18 protein-coding genes and 1 riboswitch are annotated in these 13,919 nt (G+C 60.7%); of the genes, 9 read left to right on the top strand and 9 right to left on the bottom strand.

The window, feature by feature from the left end; translation table 11 throughout:
- Positions 1-54: 54 nt before the first annotated feature.
- The gene (locus HB376_RS29575; RefSeq protein WP_213767229.1) at positions 55-879 is read right to left on the bottom strand and encodes an IclR family transcriptional regulator; all 825 of its coding nucleotides are present in this window, start codon (positions 877-879) and stop codon (positions 55-57) included.
- 100 nt (positions 880-979) lie between these two features.
- Between HB376_RS29575 and HB376_RS29570 the strand changes: the two genes are divergently transcribed.
- The gene (locus HB376_RS29570) at positions 980-2,170 is read left to right on the top strand and encodes an acyl-CoA dehydrogenase (protein ID WP_213767228.1); all 1,191 of its coding nucleotides are present in this window, start codon (positions 980-982) and stop codon (positions 2,168-2,170) included.
- Positions 2,171-2,266: 96 nt separating this feature from the next.
- Here HB376_RS29570 and HB376_RS29565 read toward each other — a convergent pair whose 3' ends face one another.
- On the bottom strand, positions 2,267-2,905 hold the full coding sequence (locus HB376_RS29565; RefSeq protein ID WP_213767227.1) for a peroxiredoxin: 639 nt from the start codon (positions 2,903-2,905) through the stop codon (positions 2,267-2,269).
- Between the two features lie 457 nt (positions 2,906-3,362).
- On the opposite strand from HB376_RS29565, the gene HB376_RS29560 reads away from it, so the two are divergent.
- The 3 genes from HB376_RS29560 (at position 3,363) to HB376_RS29550 (ending at position 4,869) form a co-directional block, all read left to right on the top strand.
- The gene (locus tag HB376_RS29560; protein WP_047845181.1) at positions 3,363-3,665 is read left to right on the top strand and encodes a DUF883 family protein; all 303 of its coding nucleotides are present in this window, start codon (positions 3,363-3,365) and stop codon (positions 3,663-3,665) included.
- 232 nt (positions 3,666-3,897) lie between these two features.
- Entirely contained in the window at positions 3,898-4,278 is a 381-nt protein-coding gene (locus tag HB376_RS29555) for a phage holin family protein (RefSeq protein WP_213767226.1), read from the top strand.
- A gap of 87 nt (positions 4,279-4,365) precedes the next feature.
- Positions 4,366-4,869: a DUF3318 domain-containing protein gene (locus HB376_RS29550; RefSeq protein ID WP_213767271.1), complete on the top strand. Its 504-nt coding sequence runs from the start codon at positions 4,366-4,368 to the stop codon at positions 4,867-4,869.
- 40 nt (positions 4,870-4,909) lie between these two features.
- On the opposite strand, the gene HB376_RS29545 is transcribed toward HB376_RS29550, so the two are convergent.
- From HB376_RS29545 to glyA, 7 genes are all read right to left on the bottom strand, one after another.
- On the bottom strand, positions 4,910-5,338 hold the full coding sequence (locus HB376_RS29545; protein ID WP_213767225.1) for a type IV pilin protein: 429 nt from the start codon (positions 5,336-5,338) through the stop codon (positions 4,910-4,912).
- On the bottom strand, positions 5,335-5,874 hold the full coding sequence (locus HB376_RS29540) for a hypothetical protein (protein ID WP_213767224.1): 540 nt from the start codon (positions 5,872-5,874) through the stop codon (positions 5,335-5,337). Before HB376_RS29540 ends, HB376_RS29545 begins: the two co-directional genes overlap by 4 nt.
- Complete coding sequence (locus HB376_RS29535; protein WP_213767223.1) at positions 5,871-6,680, bottom strand: PilW family protein; 810 nt, start codon at positions 6,678-6,680, stop codon at positions 5,871-5,873. The genes HB376_RS29540 and HB376_RS29535 overlap by 4 nt, the downstream gene beginning before the upstream one ends.
- Positions 6,677-7,081, bottom strand: coding sequence for a prepilin-type cleavage/methylation domain-containing protein (locus HB376_RS29530; protein ID WP_213767222.1), 405 nt, complete (start codon positions 7,079-7,081; stop codon positions 6,677-6,679). The genes HB376_RS29535 and HB376_RS29530 overlap by 4 nt, the downstream gene beginning before the upstream one ends.
- On the bottom strand, positions 7,078-7,623 hold the full coding sequence (locus HB376_RS29525) for a GspH/FimT family protein (protein WP_255631632.1): 546 nt from the start codon (positions 7,621-7,623) through the stop codon (positions 7,078-7,080). The genes HB376_RS29530 and HB376_RS29525 overlap by 4 nt, the downstream gene beginning before the upstream one ends.
- 162 nt (positions 7,624-7,785) lie before the next feature.
- Positions 7,786-8,268, bottom strand: a complete 483-nt coding sequence (nrdR, locus tag HB376_RS29520) for a transcriptional regulator NrdR (RefSeq protein WP_047845188.1) — start codon at positions 8,266-8,268, stop codon at positions 7,786-7,788.
- 3 nt (positions 8,269-8,271) lie between these two features.
- Positions 8,272-9,519 carry a serine hydroxymethyltransferase gene (gene glyA, locus HB376_RS29515; RefSeq protein WP_213767220.1) on the bottom strand — a complete coding sequence of 416 codons (1,248 nt, stop codon included), beginning with the start codon at positions 9,517-9,519 and terminating at the stop codon, positions 8,272-8,274.
- A 161-nt stretch (positions 9,520-9,680) separates the two neighbouring features.
- Positions 9,681-9,780, bottom strand: a riboswitch (ZMP/ZTP riboswitch).
- Between the two features lie 320 nt (positions 9,781-10,100).
- On the opposite strand from glyA, the gene ydfG reads away from it, so the two are divergent.
- From ydfG to tolA, 5 genes are all read left to right on the top strand, one after another.
- The gene (gene ydfG / locus HB376_RS29510) at positions 10,101-10,847 is read left to right on the top strand and encodes a bifunctional NADP-dependent 3-hydroxy acid dehydrogenase/3-hydroxypropionate dehydrogenase YdfG (protein WP_213767219.1); all 747 of its coding nucleotides are present in this window, start codon (positions 10,101-10,103) and stop codon (positions 10,845-10,847) included.
- A 110-nt stretch (positions 10,848-10,957) separates the two neighbouring features.
- Positions 10,958-11,473 carry a tol-pal system-associated acyl-CoA thioesterase gene (gene ybgC, locus HB376_RS29505; protein ID WP_255631631.1) on the top strand — a complete coding sequence of 172 codons (516 nt, stop codon included), beginning with the start codon at positions 10,958-10,960 and terminating at the stop codon, positions 11,471-11,473.
- Positions 11,474-11,665: 192 nt separating this feature from the next.
- Positions 11,666-12,343, top strand: a complete 678-nt coding sequence (gene tolQ / locus HB376_RS29500) for a protein TolQ (RefSeq protein ID WP_213767217.1) — start codon at positions 11,666-11,668, stop codon at positions 12,341-12,343.
- A gap of 10 nt (positions 12,344-12,353) precedes the next feature.
- Positions 12,354-12,800, top strand: coding sequence for a protein TolR (tolR, locus tag HB376_RS29495; protein ID WP_213767216.1), 447 nt, complete (start codon positions 12,354-12,356; stop codon positions 12,798-12,800).
- A complete protein-coding gene (gene tolA, locus HB376_RS29490; RefSeq protein ID WP_213767270.1) occupies positions 12,800-13,894 on the top strand; it encodes a cell envelope integrity protein TolA in 1,095 nt (364 codons plus the stop codon). The genes tolR and tolA overlap by 1 nt, the downstream gene beginning before the upstream one ends.
- Positions 13,895-13,919: the final 25 nt, after the last annotated feature.

Below are 13,919 nucleotides of genomic sequence, written 5' to 3'. Positions count from 1 at the left end.
TTTCGACCTTATTTGGCTATCGACGGGCGCCATTCGGGCTTGATCAGCATGACTTCACGCCAGTCGCGCGGCCAGCGTCCGTAGCTTGGGCGCAACAACAGTGCGGAAATACGCCTCGTCCATCGACGATGCCGGCCCGCTGCTGCTCAGCACCAGCCATCGCCCGTTGCGGATATCGCGTAAAGGTGCGGCGATCGCGTTGACGTCGGCGTGCCAGTCGCGAAACGAATAACAACAGCCATCGCGCGCGTAATCGTCGATAGCCTCCCGCGCCGCCTTCACCAGCCGCTCGCCGTCTTCGCCATTGTTCACCGCCGCCGCGCCGAGTTCTTCGAGCAAAGTCTCCCGCTGATCCGGCTCCTGCACCGCCAGATAGGCACGACCCATCGAGCTGGTCAGCATGGACAGCCGTGAGCCGGGGGCCAGGCCAAGCGTCAGCGCGGTCTCGCTGCGAATGGTTTCCAGATAGATCATGTCGAGCCCGTCACGGCATCCCAACGACACCGCCGCGCCAATTTCCCGCGCGAGCACCCGCATGTGCGGGCGCGCGAGTTCGAGCGCGTCGGCCCCTGCCAGCAACGCAAACCCCAGCGACAGCACGCCCGTGTCGAGCGCATATTTGCCGGCAGGTTCGTCAAAACGCAGGTAACCGAGCGTGGTCAGCGTATATGCAAGGCGGTTGACGGTGGCTTTGGGCAGGCCGGTTCTATCGACGAAATCACGATTGCCCAGCAAGGTCTCGCCTGGACGAAACGCCCGCAGCATGTCCAGGCCGCGGGCAAGCGCGACGACAAACTTGCGTTCATCGATTCCTTCTGACGAATCAGAGGACTCAGACGGCTTCGACGACACGGAATTCCGGATGGAAGTTATTGGCATCGGATGCTAGACTCGTGCGTTGATTTGCAAAACATTGTTCCGCTTAGCGGAACATCAGTCAAGTCCGAAAATCAGGAATAGAGGAAACAGGAGAAACGACATGGCCGATGACGCCCGTTTTAGTTGGGAAGATCCGTTGCTGCTCGATCAGCAACTCAGCGACGAAGAACGCATGATCCGCGACGCTGCGTACGCTTACGCGCAGGACAAGCTGCAACCGCGTGTGCTCGACGCGTTCCGTAACGAACACACGGACGTGGCGATCTTCCGTGAGATGGGCGAACTCGGCCTGCTCGGCCCGACCATTCCGGAGCAGTACGGCGGTCCCGGTCTCAACTACGTCAGCTATGGCCTGATCGCTCGCGAAGTGGAACGCGTGGATTCGGGTTATCGGTCGATGATGTCGGTGCAATCGTCGCTCGTCATGGTGCCGATCAACGCATTCGGCACGGAAGCGCAGAAGCAAAAGTATCTGCCGAAGCTGGCGACCGGCGAGTGGATCGGCTGTTTCGGGCTCACCGAGCCAAACGCCGGCTCCGATCCCGCCAGCATGACGACGCGCGCCAAAAAGGTGGACGGCGGCTTTTCGATCTCCGGCCAGAAGATGTGGATTTCGAATTCGCCTATCGCCGACGTATTCGTTGTCTGGGCGAAGCTGGAAGAAGATGGCCGCGATCTGATTCGCGGTTTCATCCTGGAAAAGGGCTGGAAAGGGCTGACTGCGCCTGCCATTCATGGCAAGGTCGGCTTGCGGGCATCGATTACCGGCGAGATCGTGATGGACGAAGTCTTCGTGCCGGAAGAAAACCTGATGCCGAACGTGAGCGGGCTCAAAGGCCCGTTCACCTGCTTGAATTCGGCGCGCTACGGGATCGCGTGGGGTGCGCTCGGCGCGGCCGAAGCGTGCTGGCACATGGCACGGCAATACACGCTGGATCGCAAGCAGTTCGGCCGTCCGCTTGCCGCTAACCAGTTGATTCAAAAGAAACTCGCCGATATGCAGACGGAAATCACCCTCGGGCTGCAAGGCGTCCTGCGGCTGGGCCGCATGAAGGACGAAGGCACGGCGGCCGTTGAAATCACGTCGATCATGAAACGCAATTCGTGCGGCAAGGCGCTGGATATCGCGCGACTGGCGCGTGACATGCTCGGCGGCAACGGTATTTCAGACGAATTCGGCGTGGCGCGTCATTTGGTGAATCTGGAAGTGGTGAACACGTACGAAGGCACGCACGACATCCACGCGCTGATCCTCGGACGCGCCCAGACGGGGATTCAGGCGTTTTTCTGAGTCAGGTTCTTGCCTGGTTCTCCGGAAAACAAAAAGCCAACGTGTTTGATGCGTTGGCTTTTTGTTTTTTACTTCACCGGTGATTCCGGCAAGCGCTTACTTGTCCGGCTGAGGCGTCAGGCGCAGATACGGGCGCACAGCCTTATAGCCCTTCGGGAACTTGCGCTTGATCTCCTCCGGGTCTTGCAGCGACGGAACGATGATCACGTCGTCGCCCTGCTTCCAGTTACCTGGCGTTGCGACCGAATGGCTATCGGTCAGTTGCAGGGAATCGATCACGCGCAGGACTTCATCGAAGTTTCGACCCGTGCTCGCCGGGTACGTGATGGTCAGGCGAACCTTCTTCTTCGGATCGATGACAAAAAGCGAGCGCACCGTCAACGTGGCATTCGCGTTCGGATGAATCATGTCGTACAACTCGGACACCTTCCGGTCGCCGTCGGCCAGGATCGGAAAACCGACATTCGCCGCCTGCGTCTCGTTGATGTCCTTGATCCACTCCTTATGCGACTCCACGGTATCGACCGACAACGCAATGGCCTTCACATTGCGTTTCTCGAACTCGCCCGCCAGCTTCGCGGTCAGGCCGAGTTCAGTCGTGCAGACCGGCGTGAAATCCGCCGGATGTGAAAACAGCACGCCCCAGCTGTCGCCTAGCCATTCGTGAAACTTGATACGGCCAACGCTGGAATCCTGTTCGAAATCGGGTGCCGTGTCGCCTAGACGCAAGCTCATGATGTGTCTCCTCGAAGTGATGCACCGCGTGATTCGTCACACAGTGCAGGTCTGGTGCGGGTTGGTAGCAGCTACTGGGTCTTGTCCGGGTTTCAGCCCGGGCTCCGGTTCGACTTCGTCCGGCCCAATAAAAATTAAAGCATAAGGGACTCGGCCTGCACAACGAACGAACATTCCGTCACATCGTCATGCATTTTTGTAATTTTTCGGCCTTGGCTGGAAGTTTCGCAGGCTGAAGCGCCATCCGGTCGATGCACGATTGCGATTGTGCACCCTGTGCGTTGAATGGCCCGCCTTAACGCGCTGGCGCGATACCCTTTTCTGAGGGCCCCACGTGGCGAGCGTTGTGACAGCAGGAACAAAAACTGCAAGCGTTGATCTGGGGGCCGGATGGACGCCAATTAGCGACCGCTTCTTTGGTACGATTGGCGGTAGCCTCATCTGTGTGGAGCCATCAATGTCAGAAATCAATAAGGAGCGATTCATGTCGGATATCAAAACCGTTCTCGCAGACGCCGAAGACCTGTTGAAACAGGCCGCAAGCGCCACTGGCGAGCGTGCATCCGAGTTGCGCGAGACCGCTCTGACCCGCTTGAAGCAAGCGAAGGAGAAGGCTGCCGACGCACAAGTCGTGGTGATCGAAAAAGGCAAAAAAGCCGCTCGTGCAACCGACGACTTCGTTCACGAACGCCCGTGGGCATCAATCGGGATTGCTGCTGGTTTAGGCGTCGTCGTCGGTTTGTTGATCAATCGTCGCTAATCCTCACCCATCCCGGAGGCCGGGTTAGACCGTGGTCTTGCCGTAGTTTGTTATGCGGCTTGCCATTTGCTACGTATCCCGAGCTAACCTGGCCGGTGAAAACCGTGACCGCCTGGGACCGCCGGAGTTTTTCTGACCGGCGTCGTTCTGATTAATAGACCGGCCGGCGCGGCTCCGCGACCCGGCCGGACACCCTTCGCGCCAAAAATAACGCGCTCCTCGCGCTCAAGCCATGACGACAGAAAGGCAATCTCAGCACGATACGCAAGGGCCGTTGCGCCGTATTGTCAGTTCCGTGTTCGCCATTTTCGAAACGCGCCTGGAACTGATTGGCATCGAGTTCGCTGAGGAAAAGGAGCGGCTGATCGGCGTGCTCTTCCTCGGTCTTGCCGCCATGATGCTCACCATGATGGCGCTCATTACGCTCACGGTGCTGATCGCGATCGCGTTCTGGGATACTTACCGGTGGCAATCGCTCGCGGCAATCACGGTTGCGTATGCGCTGTTTGCGGTATTTTGCGCGGTTCGCGCGCGCGCCGGGCTGATCAATGCCCCTAACGTCTTCGACAGCACGCTCGCCGAGTTCAAGAAGGACCGGGACACGTTCAACTGATTCACGCCAGGGGCTCACCTCATGGCGACGCCCGGGCAGTACGACAAAACAGTATTCATCGACGACTTTCCAAGAGCCCGCCACGCCATGAGTCACTTCGACGACACCTTCAAAGCTCAGAAGCGAGCGACCGCGCACAAGCTGAGCACGCCCCACATGCGCGCGTTGCGCAAGGAATTGCTGATCGCGCGGGCGGACGTCGAGCGCATGGAACTCGCGCAGGCCAGCGCCGATCTGCGTTACAAGGTCTCGCATTTCAGCGTCCTTAGTTTGCTGATGCCGGGGCGCCGCAAGCGCGGCCGGGCGTCGGGTGGTAATGGGTTCATGAGCCGGCTTGGCGGGCTGACCGGCCTGTTCGGTGGCGGCGGTGGCCTGGGCCTGCTGCTCAAGCAATATCCCGTTGTGAGTTCTCTTGCTTCGCTGGTGCTCACGAAACCCGTACGCTCCCGCCTGATCGCGAGCGCGAAACCGATACTCAAGTGGGGTGGTCTGGGCTTGCTGGGTTGGGAGGCGTATAGGGTGTGGCAACAGATCAAGTCGAGTCCGGATGAACCGTTGACGCCCGACGTTGCCGTCGATCCGGACGCGTAAGCGGATAGTTCCTGGTGTTTGTTTCGTTCTTTCAATTCGCTCATTTTCCGCTCCAGCACGCCGCCACTTTGGGCGGCGTGAGTTTTTCCGCCGACCGATTTGACCTGACGCCCGTCGCGTCCAGCGAATAGATGCCGCACGCGTCGTCGGCGTCGACTGGCTGCGCTTCAATCGAATACCCGCCGTTCTGCTCCGACTCGCCGAGCATACGCAATACGTACACCGCCGTGCCCAACGCGGGCGCTTGATCGAAGCCAGGCGGCAGCTTGGCAGCCGCGTCATTGCTCGAAACCGTTCGTGCGCTCTCCACGTATTGAGCCGCGCGATAAAGCGCCGTCACCGCGTCCAGCCGATGCCCTCTTGCCACCTGTTCCCGATAAACCGGCATGGCGAATGTCGCGATGATCGCCGCCACGCCGAGCGTGATCATCAGTTCGAGCAGGGTGAAGCCCTTGTCTATCGTGGTCATGGCGAACCCTGTTGAAACGGCTTTGCGACAATGCGTCGCCAGTGCAGCACGACGCCGCTTTCACCCACCTCGATCTCCTGCTGTAACCACGACTCGTTGTCCGCCATCCGGCCGAAACCGCGTGCGGTGATCAAAACAGCGCCGGCTTGATCGTTAGCCCGCGCCGGCCACGTTTCGATCAGGCATTGGGGCGGTCGTATCGCGTATGGCCACGATGCAAACGGCATCACAGCACTCGCCGATGCACCTTCGAACGAAGCCTTCAGCCGCCATTTATTCGGTTCAGCGGCAAGCGGACCGGTAAGACTTTTCGGCTCGGACAGAGCGTCAAGCGCGATGCGGGTGCAGCGGATCAACGCGCTGTCGGCACTGTGAAACGCCTGCACGCGCTCACCCAGATTGGTTGTTGTTCGCGCGCTGACGAGCGCCGCCTCAAGCCATGCGGCGGCGGCGACCAGTAGCATCGATGACATCAGCAGGACGACCGGCAACGCAATACCCCGCGAGCGTCTACCTAAGCGGATACGTTTTTTCATGACGATGCCGCTCCTGGATTGTCCGATGTGTTTGTTACATTGCGCAGCGCGATGCGGCGCCGGAAAACTTGCCGGATTCGACCATCCGTGGACACGACCGAGGCACCATCACAATCGGCATAACGCGGGCGAGCCGTCGCGCTCGGACTGTCTCCTCGCACGAGCACACACAGGTCCACGGCGACGACCAGCGGCCAGCGGTCCCGCGAGATCGCCGCGGCGTCAACGGCGAACGATGCATCTTTCAGCCAATAGCCGAACTTGATCCGTTCAATCCCCTCGACCAGCGGCTGCCCGGTACCGGGCTTGCCGCTTCCTTCGCAATACAGCTCGGGCTCGACCGTGGACGAGCTCGCCTTCGCGTAATAGCGGTTGACGATCCATTCGCCCGCCGATATCTGCCCAAGGCAGTCTGTCGGCGAGCCGGACGACGACGGCCACGTCGAAATGGTATCGGCGGCGTAGCGGACAACTATGCCGTCGGAACGGCTCGCGAGTGTCTCGCATACGGGCGCAGCGTCGCTACCGGTCGGGCGGCCTGGAGAGCATCCGAACAGCGGCGGGCTCTTGTCTGCCTCGCCGGCGCCAGCCGGGACGAAACCCGCCATCTGCACTTGCTGGCCAATCAGGTCGAGGGCGGTGCTTGCTGCGTCGCGCAGGCGCGTTGTTTCCGTTGCATGGTCGTAGGCAAACCGCTGCCCCCGATACAGCGAAATAGTCGCGAGAACGATCAGCAAGCCGAGCGCCACCGAGATTGATAGTTCGAGCAGCGTATGGCCACACTGCACATGTCTGGAAGCGCTCATCGTGCGAAGGCCACGGTCACGCAGGCGAGCGCTGCGCCCACGCCCGGCTCCGCACACATCGCTTCGCCGCCATTCGATGCCTGCGCTCGCCATTTCACGACCGCGATGTGCAAGCCGTCGGCACGGTCCAGCACGTCGACATCGCCATCGGGCAAAAGCGCTGCGGCTCGCGTGCGCCATTGCGTCACGACCGGATCGCGATCGGAGTCACCGCGTATTCCCTCTGCAACAGAATCCGCAATCGATGTGGCCAGCTCGCGAGCCGTCAACGAACGTTCGTTGCGAGCCAGCCACATTTGCGCGCCGATAATCCCGAGGGCCGTAATAGCCGTCAGTGACATCGCGATCAGGACTTCGATCAGTGAATCGCCCCGGCCAAGCCTCTGCAATGAGCGTTTCATGTCGCCGCTCCGCACGCGCCTTGCGTCAACCGGGGCCGGCCGCCGGCCGCGAGCCGGATACAGCGGCGACCGCGCGCTCCAAGCGACACCAACGCGTTGTCGCGCGCACTGAAGTCGAAGCTGCGAAAGCCGCCGATCACCTGGCCCGAGGGCGGCGTGAACGACAACTCACTCCCCGTGCCGCCAATAGCAATGCCGCTCGCCGCCGGCTGCATTCGCAACAGCACGCGCGCGCCGCCTCGATCGGCGAATAGCGCCCATCCGCATGACCAGTCCGTCACGCCGCCGTCGCAGGCCTTGCTCACCGCAAGACACGCATGTGCGGCATCGATCCGGCACAAGGTCACGCGTGCACCGCGCCGGATTGCTTCCGAGCGCGCCAGCGTGAGGGTGGACATCATCATGCGCGCCCGTGCATCGATCTGATCGCGCTTATGCCAAACGACAACGGACGGCGTAGCGAACGTGGCAACGACAGCGATCACTGCAAGCACGACCGCGAGCTCGACCAGCGTGAAGCCTGACAAACATCGGAAATTCATCTGCATCCCTTATCGGTTGAACTGGGCCAACGCTCAATCTAAAGAGAATTTTCGATGTCCGCCATTAGCCGATCGGTCGAGTATCGGACGTGCGAAAGCTTCGACATACTATCGAAACGATCACCGGGTTCAAGCGAGAAAGGAAAGGAAATGCAGAAACGCTCAGCGTTTGCGGGGACTGGATTTGCGCGGCGCGGCGCGCCGGAATTCCTCGAGCACGTCTTCGAATTCGGACACGTCCTCAAAGCGTTTGTAGACCGATGCAAAACGCACGTAGGCAATGGTGTCCAACTGGCGCAGCTCGTTCATCACGAGTTCGCCGAGACGGTCGCTGCGAACTTCGCGTTCACCGCTGCCAAGCAACTGGTATTCGATCCGTGCAACGGCGGCGTCAATGGCGTCTGCCGCAACCGGACGCTTGCGCAGCGCCAGTTGCATGCTCGCCACAATCTTCGCGCGATCGAACTCAGTGCGGCTGCCATCCTTCTTGACGACCGACGGCAACGCGAGTTCCACGCGCTCATAGGTGGTGAAACGCTTGTCACAGGCGGGGCAACGCCGCCGCCGGCGAATCGCCGCCCCATCTTCCGACACGCGCGAATCCGCCACTTGCGTGTCCTCGTGCCGGCAGAAGGGGCAGCGCATGGCTTAGCCGTAGACCGGGAATTGCTTGGTCAACACGGCGACCTTCGCGCGTACACGCTCGAGGTTGCCTTCGTCTTCCGGCGCATCCAGCACGTCGGCAATCAGGTTGCCCACCTGCTCGGCTTCAGCCACGCCGAAACCGCGCGTGGTCATGGCCGGCGAGCCGAGACGCACGCCGCTGGTGACGAACGGCTTTTCCGGATCGTTCGGAATCGCGTTCTTGTTCACCGTGATATGAGCCTTGCCGAGTGCGGCTTCCGCTGCCTTGCCGGTGATGTGCTTGGCGCGCAGGTCAACCAGCATCACGTGGCTCTCAGTACGGCCCGAGACAATCCGCAAGCCGCGCTTTACCAGCGTTTCAGCCAGCACGCGTGCGTTGTCCGCGACCTGTTGCTGATAAACCTTGAATTCCGGCGACAACGCTTCCTTGAACGCAACAGCCTTACCGGCGATCACGTGCATGAGCGGACCACCTTGAATGCCCGGGAAAATGGCCGAGTTGATTTGCTTTTCGAACTCGGCTTTCATCAGGATCACGCCGCCGCGCGGGCCGCGCAGGCTCTTGTGGGTCGTGGTCGTGACGAAGTCCGCGAACGGCACCGGGTTCGGATAAACACCGGCCGCGATCAGGCCGGCGTAATGCGCCATGTCGACCATGAAATACGCGCCGACGCTCTTGGCGATCTTCGACAACCGCTCGAAATCGATCTTCAGTGCGAACGCCGACGCGCCCGCCACGATCAGCTTCGGCTTGTGCGCTTTAGCAAGCTCTTCGGTCTTGTCGTAGTCAATATCTTCGGCTTCGTTCAGGCCGTAGCTGACCACGTTGAACCACTTGCCCGACATGTTCACCGGCGAGCCGTGCGTGAGGTGGCCGCCTTCGGCCAGGCTCATGCCCATGATGGTGTCGCCGGGTTTAAGCATGGCGAAGAACACGCCCTGATTGGCTTGCGAGCCGGAATTCGGCTGCACGTTGGCAGCTTCAGCGCCAAACAGCTGCTTCACTCGGTCGATCGCCAGTTGCTCGACAATATCGACGTACTCGCAGCCGCCGTAATAGCGCTTGCCCGGGTAGCCTTCCGCGTATTTATTCGTGAGTTGCGAGCCCTGGGCGGCCATGACGGCCGGGCTCGTGTAGTTTTCCGACGCGATCAGCTCGATGTGATCTTCCTGCCGGCGGTTTTCCTGCTCGATCGCCGCAAACAATTCCGGATCGACTTGGGCGATAGTACTTTGGGCTTTATCAAACATACGTTTTCCGTTGAATGGGTGCCAGTTGACCGGATCGCGCGTGCACATGTGCACTGCGCCACAAGAGCGCGAAGCACGATAGGTCCCAAGCGAGGCGGAAGAGAGAAGCTCCGTTTACGCGAGACGGACAGCCACCGGCAACGCAACGAGCGCGTGCGGATCTCAGCTGCCCAGGCGAACGGCAAAACGACACCCTGCGCTTCCCGGTGGGTTAATCCACCTTGGATCCGAAGATCCTTGTCGCCAGTTACGCAGGGCTGGAGCGCCCTAGTTTAATGGGCCGCCTGAGAATAGGCAACTGCCGGAAAACGGCTTAAACAGGTGCTTTCAAGGCCATAAAGTACCGCCGGCCTGTGCGTGCAAGCATCGACCGGGAGCTAAAATTGCCGGGCGGGAGCAGAATTTGCGCTACTTGGCGGGTCTTGTCCGGTCGAATTGAATTATTCGCTGACATAAAACTGACAACTTGCCGCGTCGCAGCAATGGAAGTACGCTGTCCGGCTTTGCCGCGAGCGCCCGGGCGCCGCCCCGCGAACCCCTTTCTGCAACCTGACAAGCAACATTACAACCGGAACCCGCACATGATCGTATTTGTCACTGGCGCTTCCGCCGGCTTCGGCGCAGCCATTGCCCGCACGTTTGTAAAAGGCGGCCATCGCGTGATTGCAACCGCACGCCGTAAAGACCGCCTGCTGGCGCTGTCGCAAGAACTCGGCGACGCGCTGCTGCCCGTCGAACTCGACGTTCGCGACGAATCAGCTATCAAAGCGGCTATCGCGGCGCTCCCGGACGCTTTTTCGCAGATCGACGTGCTCGTCAACAATGCCGGCCTGGCGCTCGGCCTGGAACCGGCACAGCGCGCGAGTCTCGACGACTGGAACAACATGATCGATACCAACTGCAAGGGGCTCGTCACGGTCACGCACGCGTTATTGCCTGGCATGGTCGAACGCAATCGCGGGCACGTATTCAATCTGAGTTCGGTCGCAGCCACGTATCCCTACGCGGGCGGCAACGTTTATGGCGCGACCAAGGCGTTCGTACGCCAGTTCAGCCTGAACCTGCGCGCGGATCTGATCGGCACGGCGTTGCGCGTAACCGACATAGAACCGGGCCTGTGCGGCGGTACCGAATTCTCGAACGTTCGCTTCAAAGGTGACGACTCGAAGGCCTCGAATGTCTATAAGGACATGCAGCCGCTGACCCCCGAGGACATTGCCGACTCCATTTACTGGATCGCCACGCGTCCGGCGCACGTGAATATCAACACCATCGAGTTGATGCCGGTCGCGCAGTCGTTCTCGCCGTTGACCGTGTATCGCGGCTGATCCAGGCCAGTGATTACGCCAGGCATCCAGCCGATAGTTGCCGGAAAGCAGCGGCCGGCAGCACGATTCGACGGACGGTTTGCGGCTTCCGGTAAAATGCGCGGATGAACATGTCTACCAGCGAGCCTCAGCAGGCGAACGGCCTTTTGACCTTCGATTGGCCGCTCCGGGTCTATTACGAAGACACCGATGCTGGCGGCATCGTCTTCTACGCGAACTACCTGAAGTTTTTCGAACGGGCGCGCACTGAATGGCTGCGCGCGTGCGGCATCGACCAGCGTGTACTGGCCGAGTCGGACGGCGTATTGTTCGTCGTCAAGCGCACGGCGCTGGAATACTCGGCGCCCGCGCGGCTTGATGACCTCATTCATGTAGTGAGCCGGATCGAGCGTATTGGCCGGGCGTCGGTGGATTTCCACCAGGAAGCGTGGCGGGACGGCGTCTTGCTGGCTTCCGGCGACATCAAGGTAGCGTCGGTCAGTCTCGGCGCCATCCGTCCGGTTGGGATCCCCGCAGCGGTTCTCAACGGATTACGCCGCGGACCGCAAAAAACTGTGTCAAGCAACGCGTCAACCATGGCGATGCCAGCACCGTTTAAATCATCTTGTTCAGAAAAACCCATGTAGACAAAGATCCTTTGACTCCATCAGGATCTGAACCGAACTGAATCGAGCCGGCGTGCCATCGGGCATGCAGGCACAGAAGTACCGAGCATGTGCTGGCAGGGCCTTTTCACGCTTTCAGTTGCTTGTCGAAAGCCTGACAATTCCCGGTTAGTGCACTTCGGACGCCCCTTTGGGACGTAACAGCGGACTTTTATGAACACTACACAAGACCTGTCGATCATTTCTCTCGTCATCCATGCCAGCCTGTTGGCGCAGGCCGTCATGGCGCTGTTGCTGATACTGTCGTTGTTGTCGTGGACTTACATCATTCGCAAGTGGTTTGCCATTCGGCGCGCACGGATTCAGACCGAACGCTTCGAACGCGATTTCTGGTCGGGCGGCGACCTGCAGGCGCTTTATCAAAGCGCGGCCAACAACCGCCATACCATCGGTGCGCTGGAGCGGATCTTCGAATCGGGCATGCGTGAGTTCCTGAAGGGCAAGGAGCGCCGCATGAACGATCCGGCGGCCACTCTCGACGGCTCCCGCCGCGCGATGCGCGCCGCGTTCCAGCGTGAAATGGATGTGCTCGAAGTGAACCTCGCGTTTCTCGCGTCGGTGGGTTCGGTCAGTCCGTATATCGGTTTGTTCGGCACGGTCTGGGGGATCATGAATTCGTTCCGCGGCTTGGCTAACGTACAGCAGGCAACGCTTGCGAACGTGGCGCCGGGTATTGCCGAGGCGCTTGTGGCGACGGCAATCGGCCTGTTCGCGGCGATTCCGGCAGTGGTGGCGTACAACCGCTACGCACACGATATCGACCGCCTCGCCATCCGCTTCGAAACGTTTATCGAAGAGTTCTCGAACATCTTGCAGCGTCAGGCTCACTAAGGAGTTCAGAATGGCCGGAGGTCCAATGCGTTCCAGCATGCGCGGCAGTTCACGGCGCGCCATGTCCGACATCAACGTCGTGCCGTACATCGACGTGATGCTCGTGCTGCTCGTCATTTTCATGGTGACCGCCCCGCTCGTCTCGCCTTCCATCATCAACCTGCCAACGGTCGGCAATGCGGCGCCGCAGGAGCAAACGCCCCCGGTCGTGGTCAATATCAAGGCCGACGGCAGCATGACTGTGCGCTACAAGGACGACGGCGGCGCGTCGCAACAGCAGAGCATGACGGAGAGCGATCTCAAGACCTTCGTGCTGAATCGGCAGGAATCGCATCCCGACCAGCCCGTCGTGATTGCCGCCGACAAGACCGTGAAATATGAAGTCGTCATGAACGTGATGTCCGATATGAAGGCGCGGGGCGTCAAACGAGTAGGATTGTTAGTCAAATCGCAATGATGAATCAGCAGCCCAGCGGGCACCCTGGCGCGCGGACCAGCGCGCGCCCCATCCGTCCGCCGCGTGAACGCGGGACATGGAAGGCGTTCGCGCTGGCCGCGCTGATGCACGTGTTGCTTGGCATCCTCCTGTATCACGGCGTCAACTGGCAGAACAACACCCCGGCGGGCGCCGAGGCGGAGTTGTGGACCGATATCCCGGATCTGTCGGCGCCCACGCCCCGCGCTGTTCCGCCGCCCGCGCCGCCAATCAAGGTGCAGCCCGCGCCGCCGCCGGCCAAGGATGAGGACGCTGACATCGCGTTGCAGGAAAAGAAGCGTAAGCAGCAGGAAGCGGTGGCGCGTGCAGCGCAACTTGCTGAACAGCAGCGTGCGCAACAACTGGCCGATCAGGAAGCCGAGGCCAAGCGCCAGCAGCAGCTCGCGGCACAACAAGCCGCGCAACAAGCTGCTTTAGCGGCGCAAAAAGCGGCTCAGGACAAGCAGAAACAAACCGATAAGCAAAAGCAGCTTGCTCAGCAAAAGCTCGAGCAGCAGAAAATGCAACAGGCTAAAGAGAAGGAAGCTGACGCAGCGAAAGCCGCGGAACAGCAGAAGGAAGCCGAAACGAAGGCGCAAGAACAGGCAGACGCCAAGGCCAAGGCTCAGGCGGATGCCAAGGCGAAAGCCAAAGCCCAGGCCGACGCACAGGCGAAGGCCAAGCTTGATAAGGAACGTAGCGCCCGGCTCGCAGCTTTGCAGGGTCAGGCTGGTGGCGGCACGAGCTCCAGCGGCGAAGGACTGGCCAAGAGCGGCACCGGCAGCGGCGCGGGTGGAACGGCGACTTCGTCGGGATACGCGGAGAAGGTGCAGCGGCGCGTGCGTCCGAACATCGTGTGGGCGGGGGAAACGGCGGGGCTTGAGACCGTGGTCTCGGTACACGTTTCGCCGGCGACTGGCACGCTGCTGTCGTCGTCGATCCAACGTTCGAGCGGCAACGAACAGTGGGATCAGGCTGCGCTCCGTGCTGTTCAGCGCTCGGATCCGATGCCCCTGGACACGAACGGCCAGGCGCCCGGCACGTTTACGATCACATTGCGTCCGGCGGGTGGCTGAACGGACATGGTAAAACGACGGTGCA

Origin of the sequence: Caballeronia sp. dw_19, from assembly GCF_018449515.1 — a bacterium.
In the GTDB taxonomy this organism is placed as follows: Bacteria; Pseudomonadota; Gammaproteobacteria; order Burkholderiales; family Burkholderiaceae; genus Caballeronia.
This window is presented reverse-complemented; position numbering and strand designations above follow the sequence as displayed.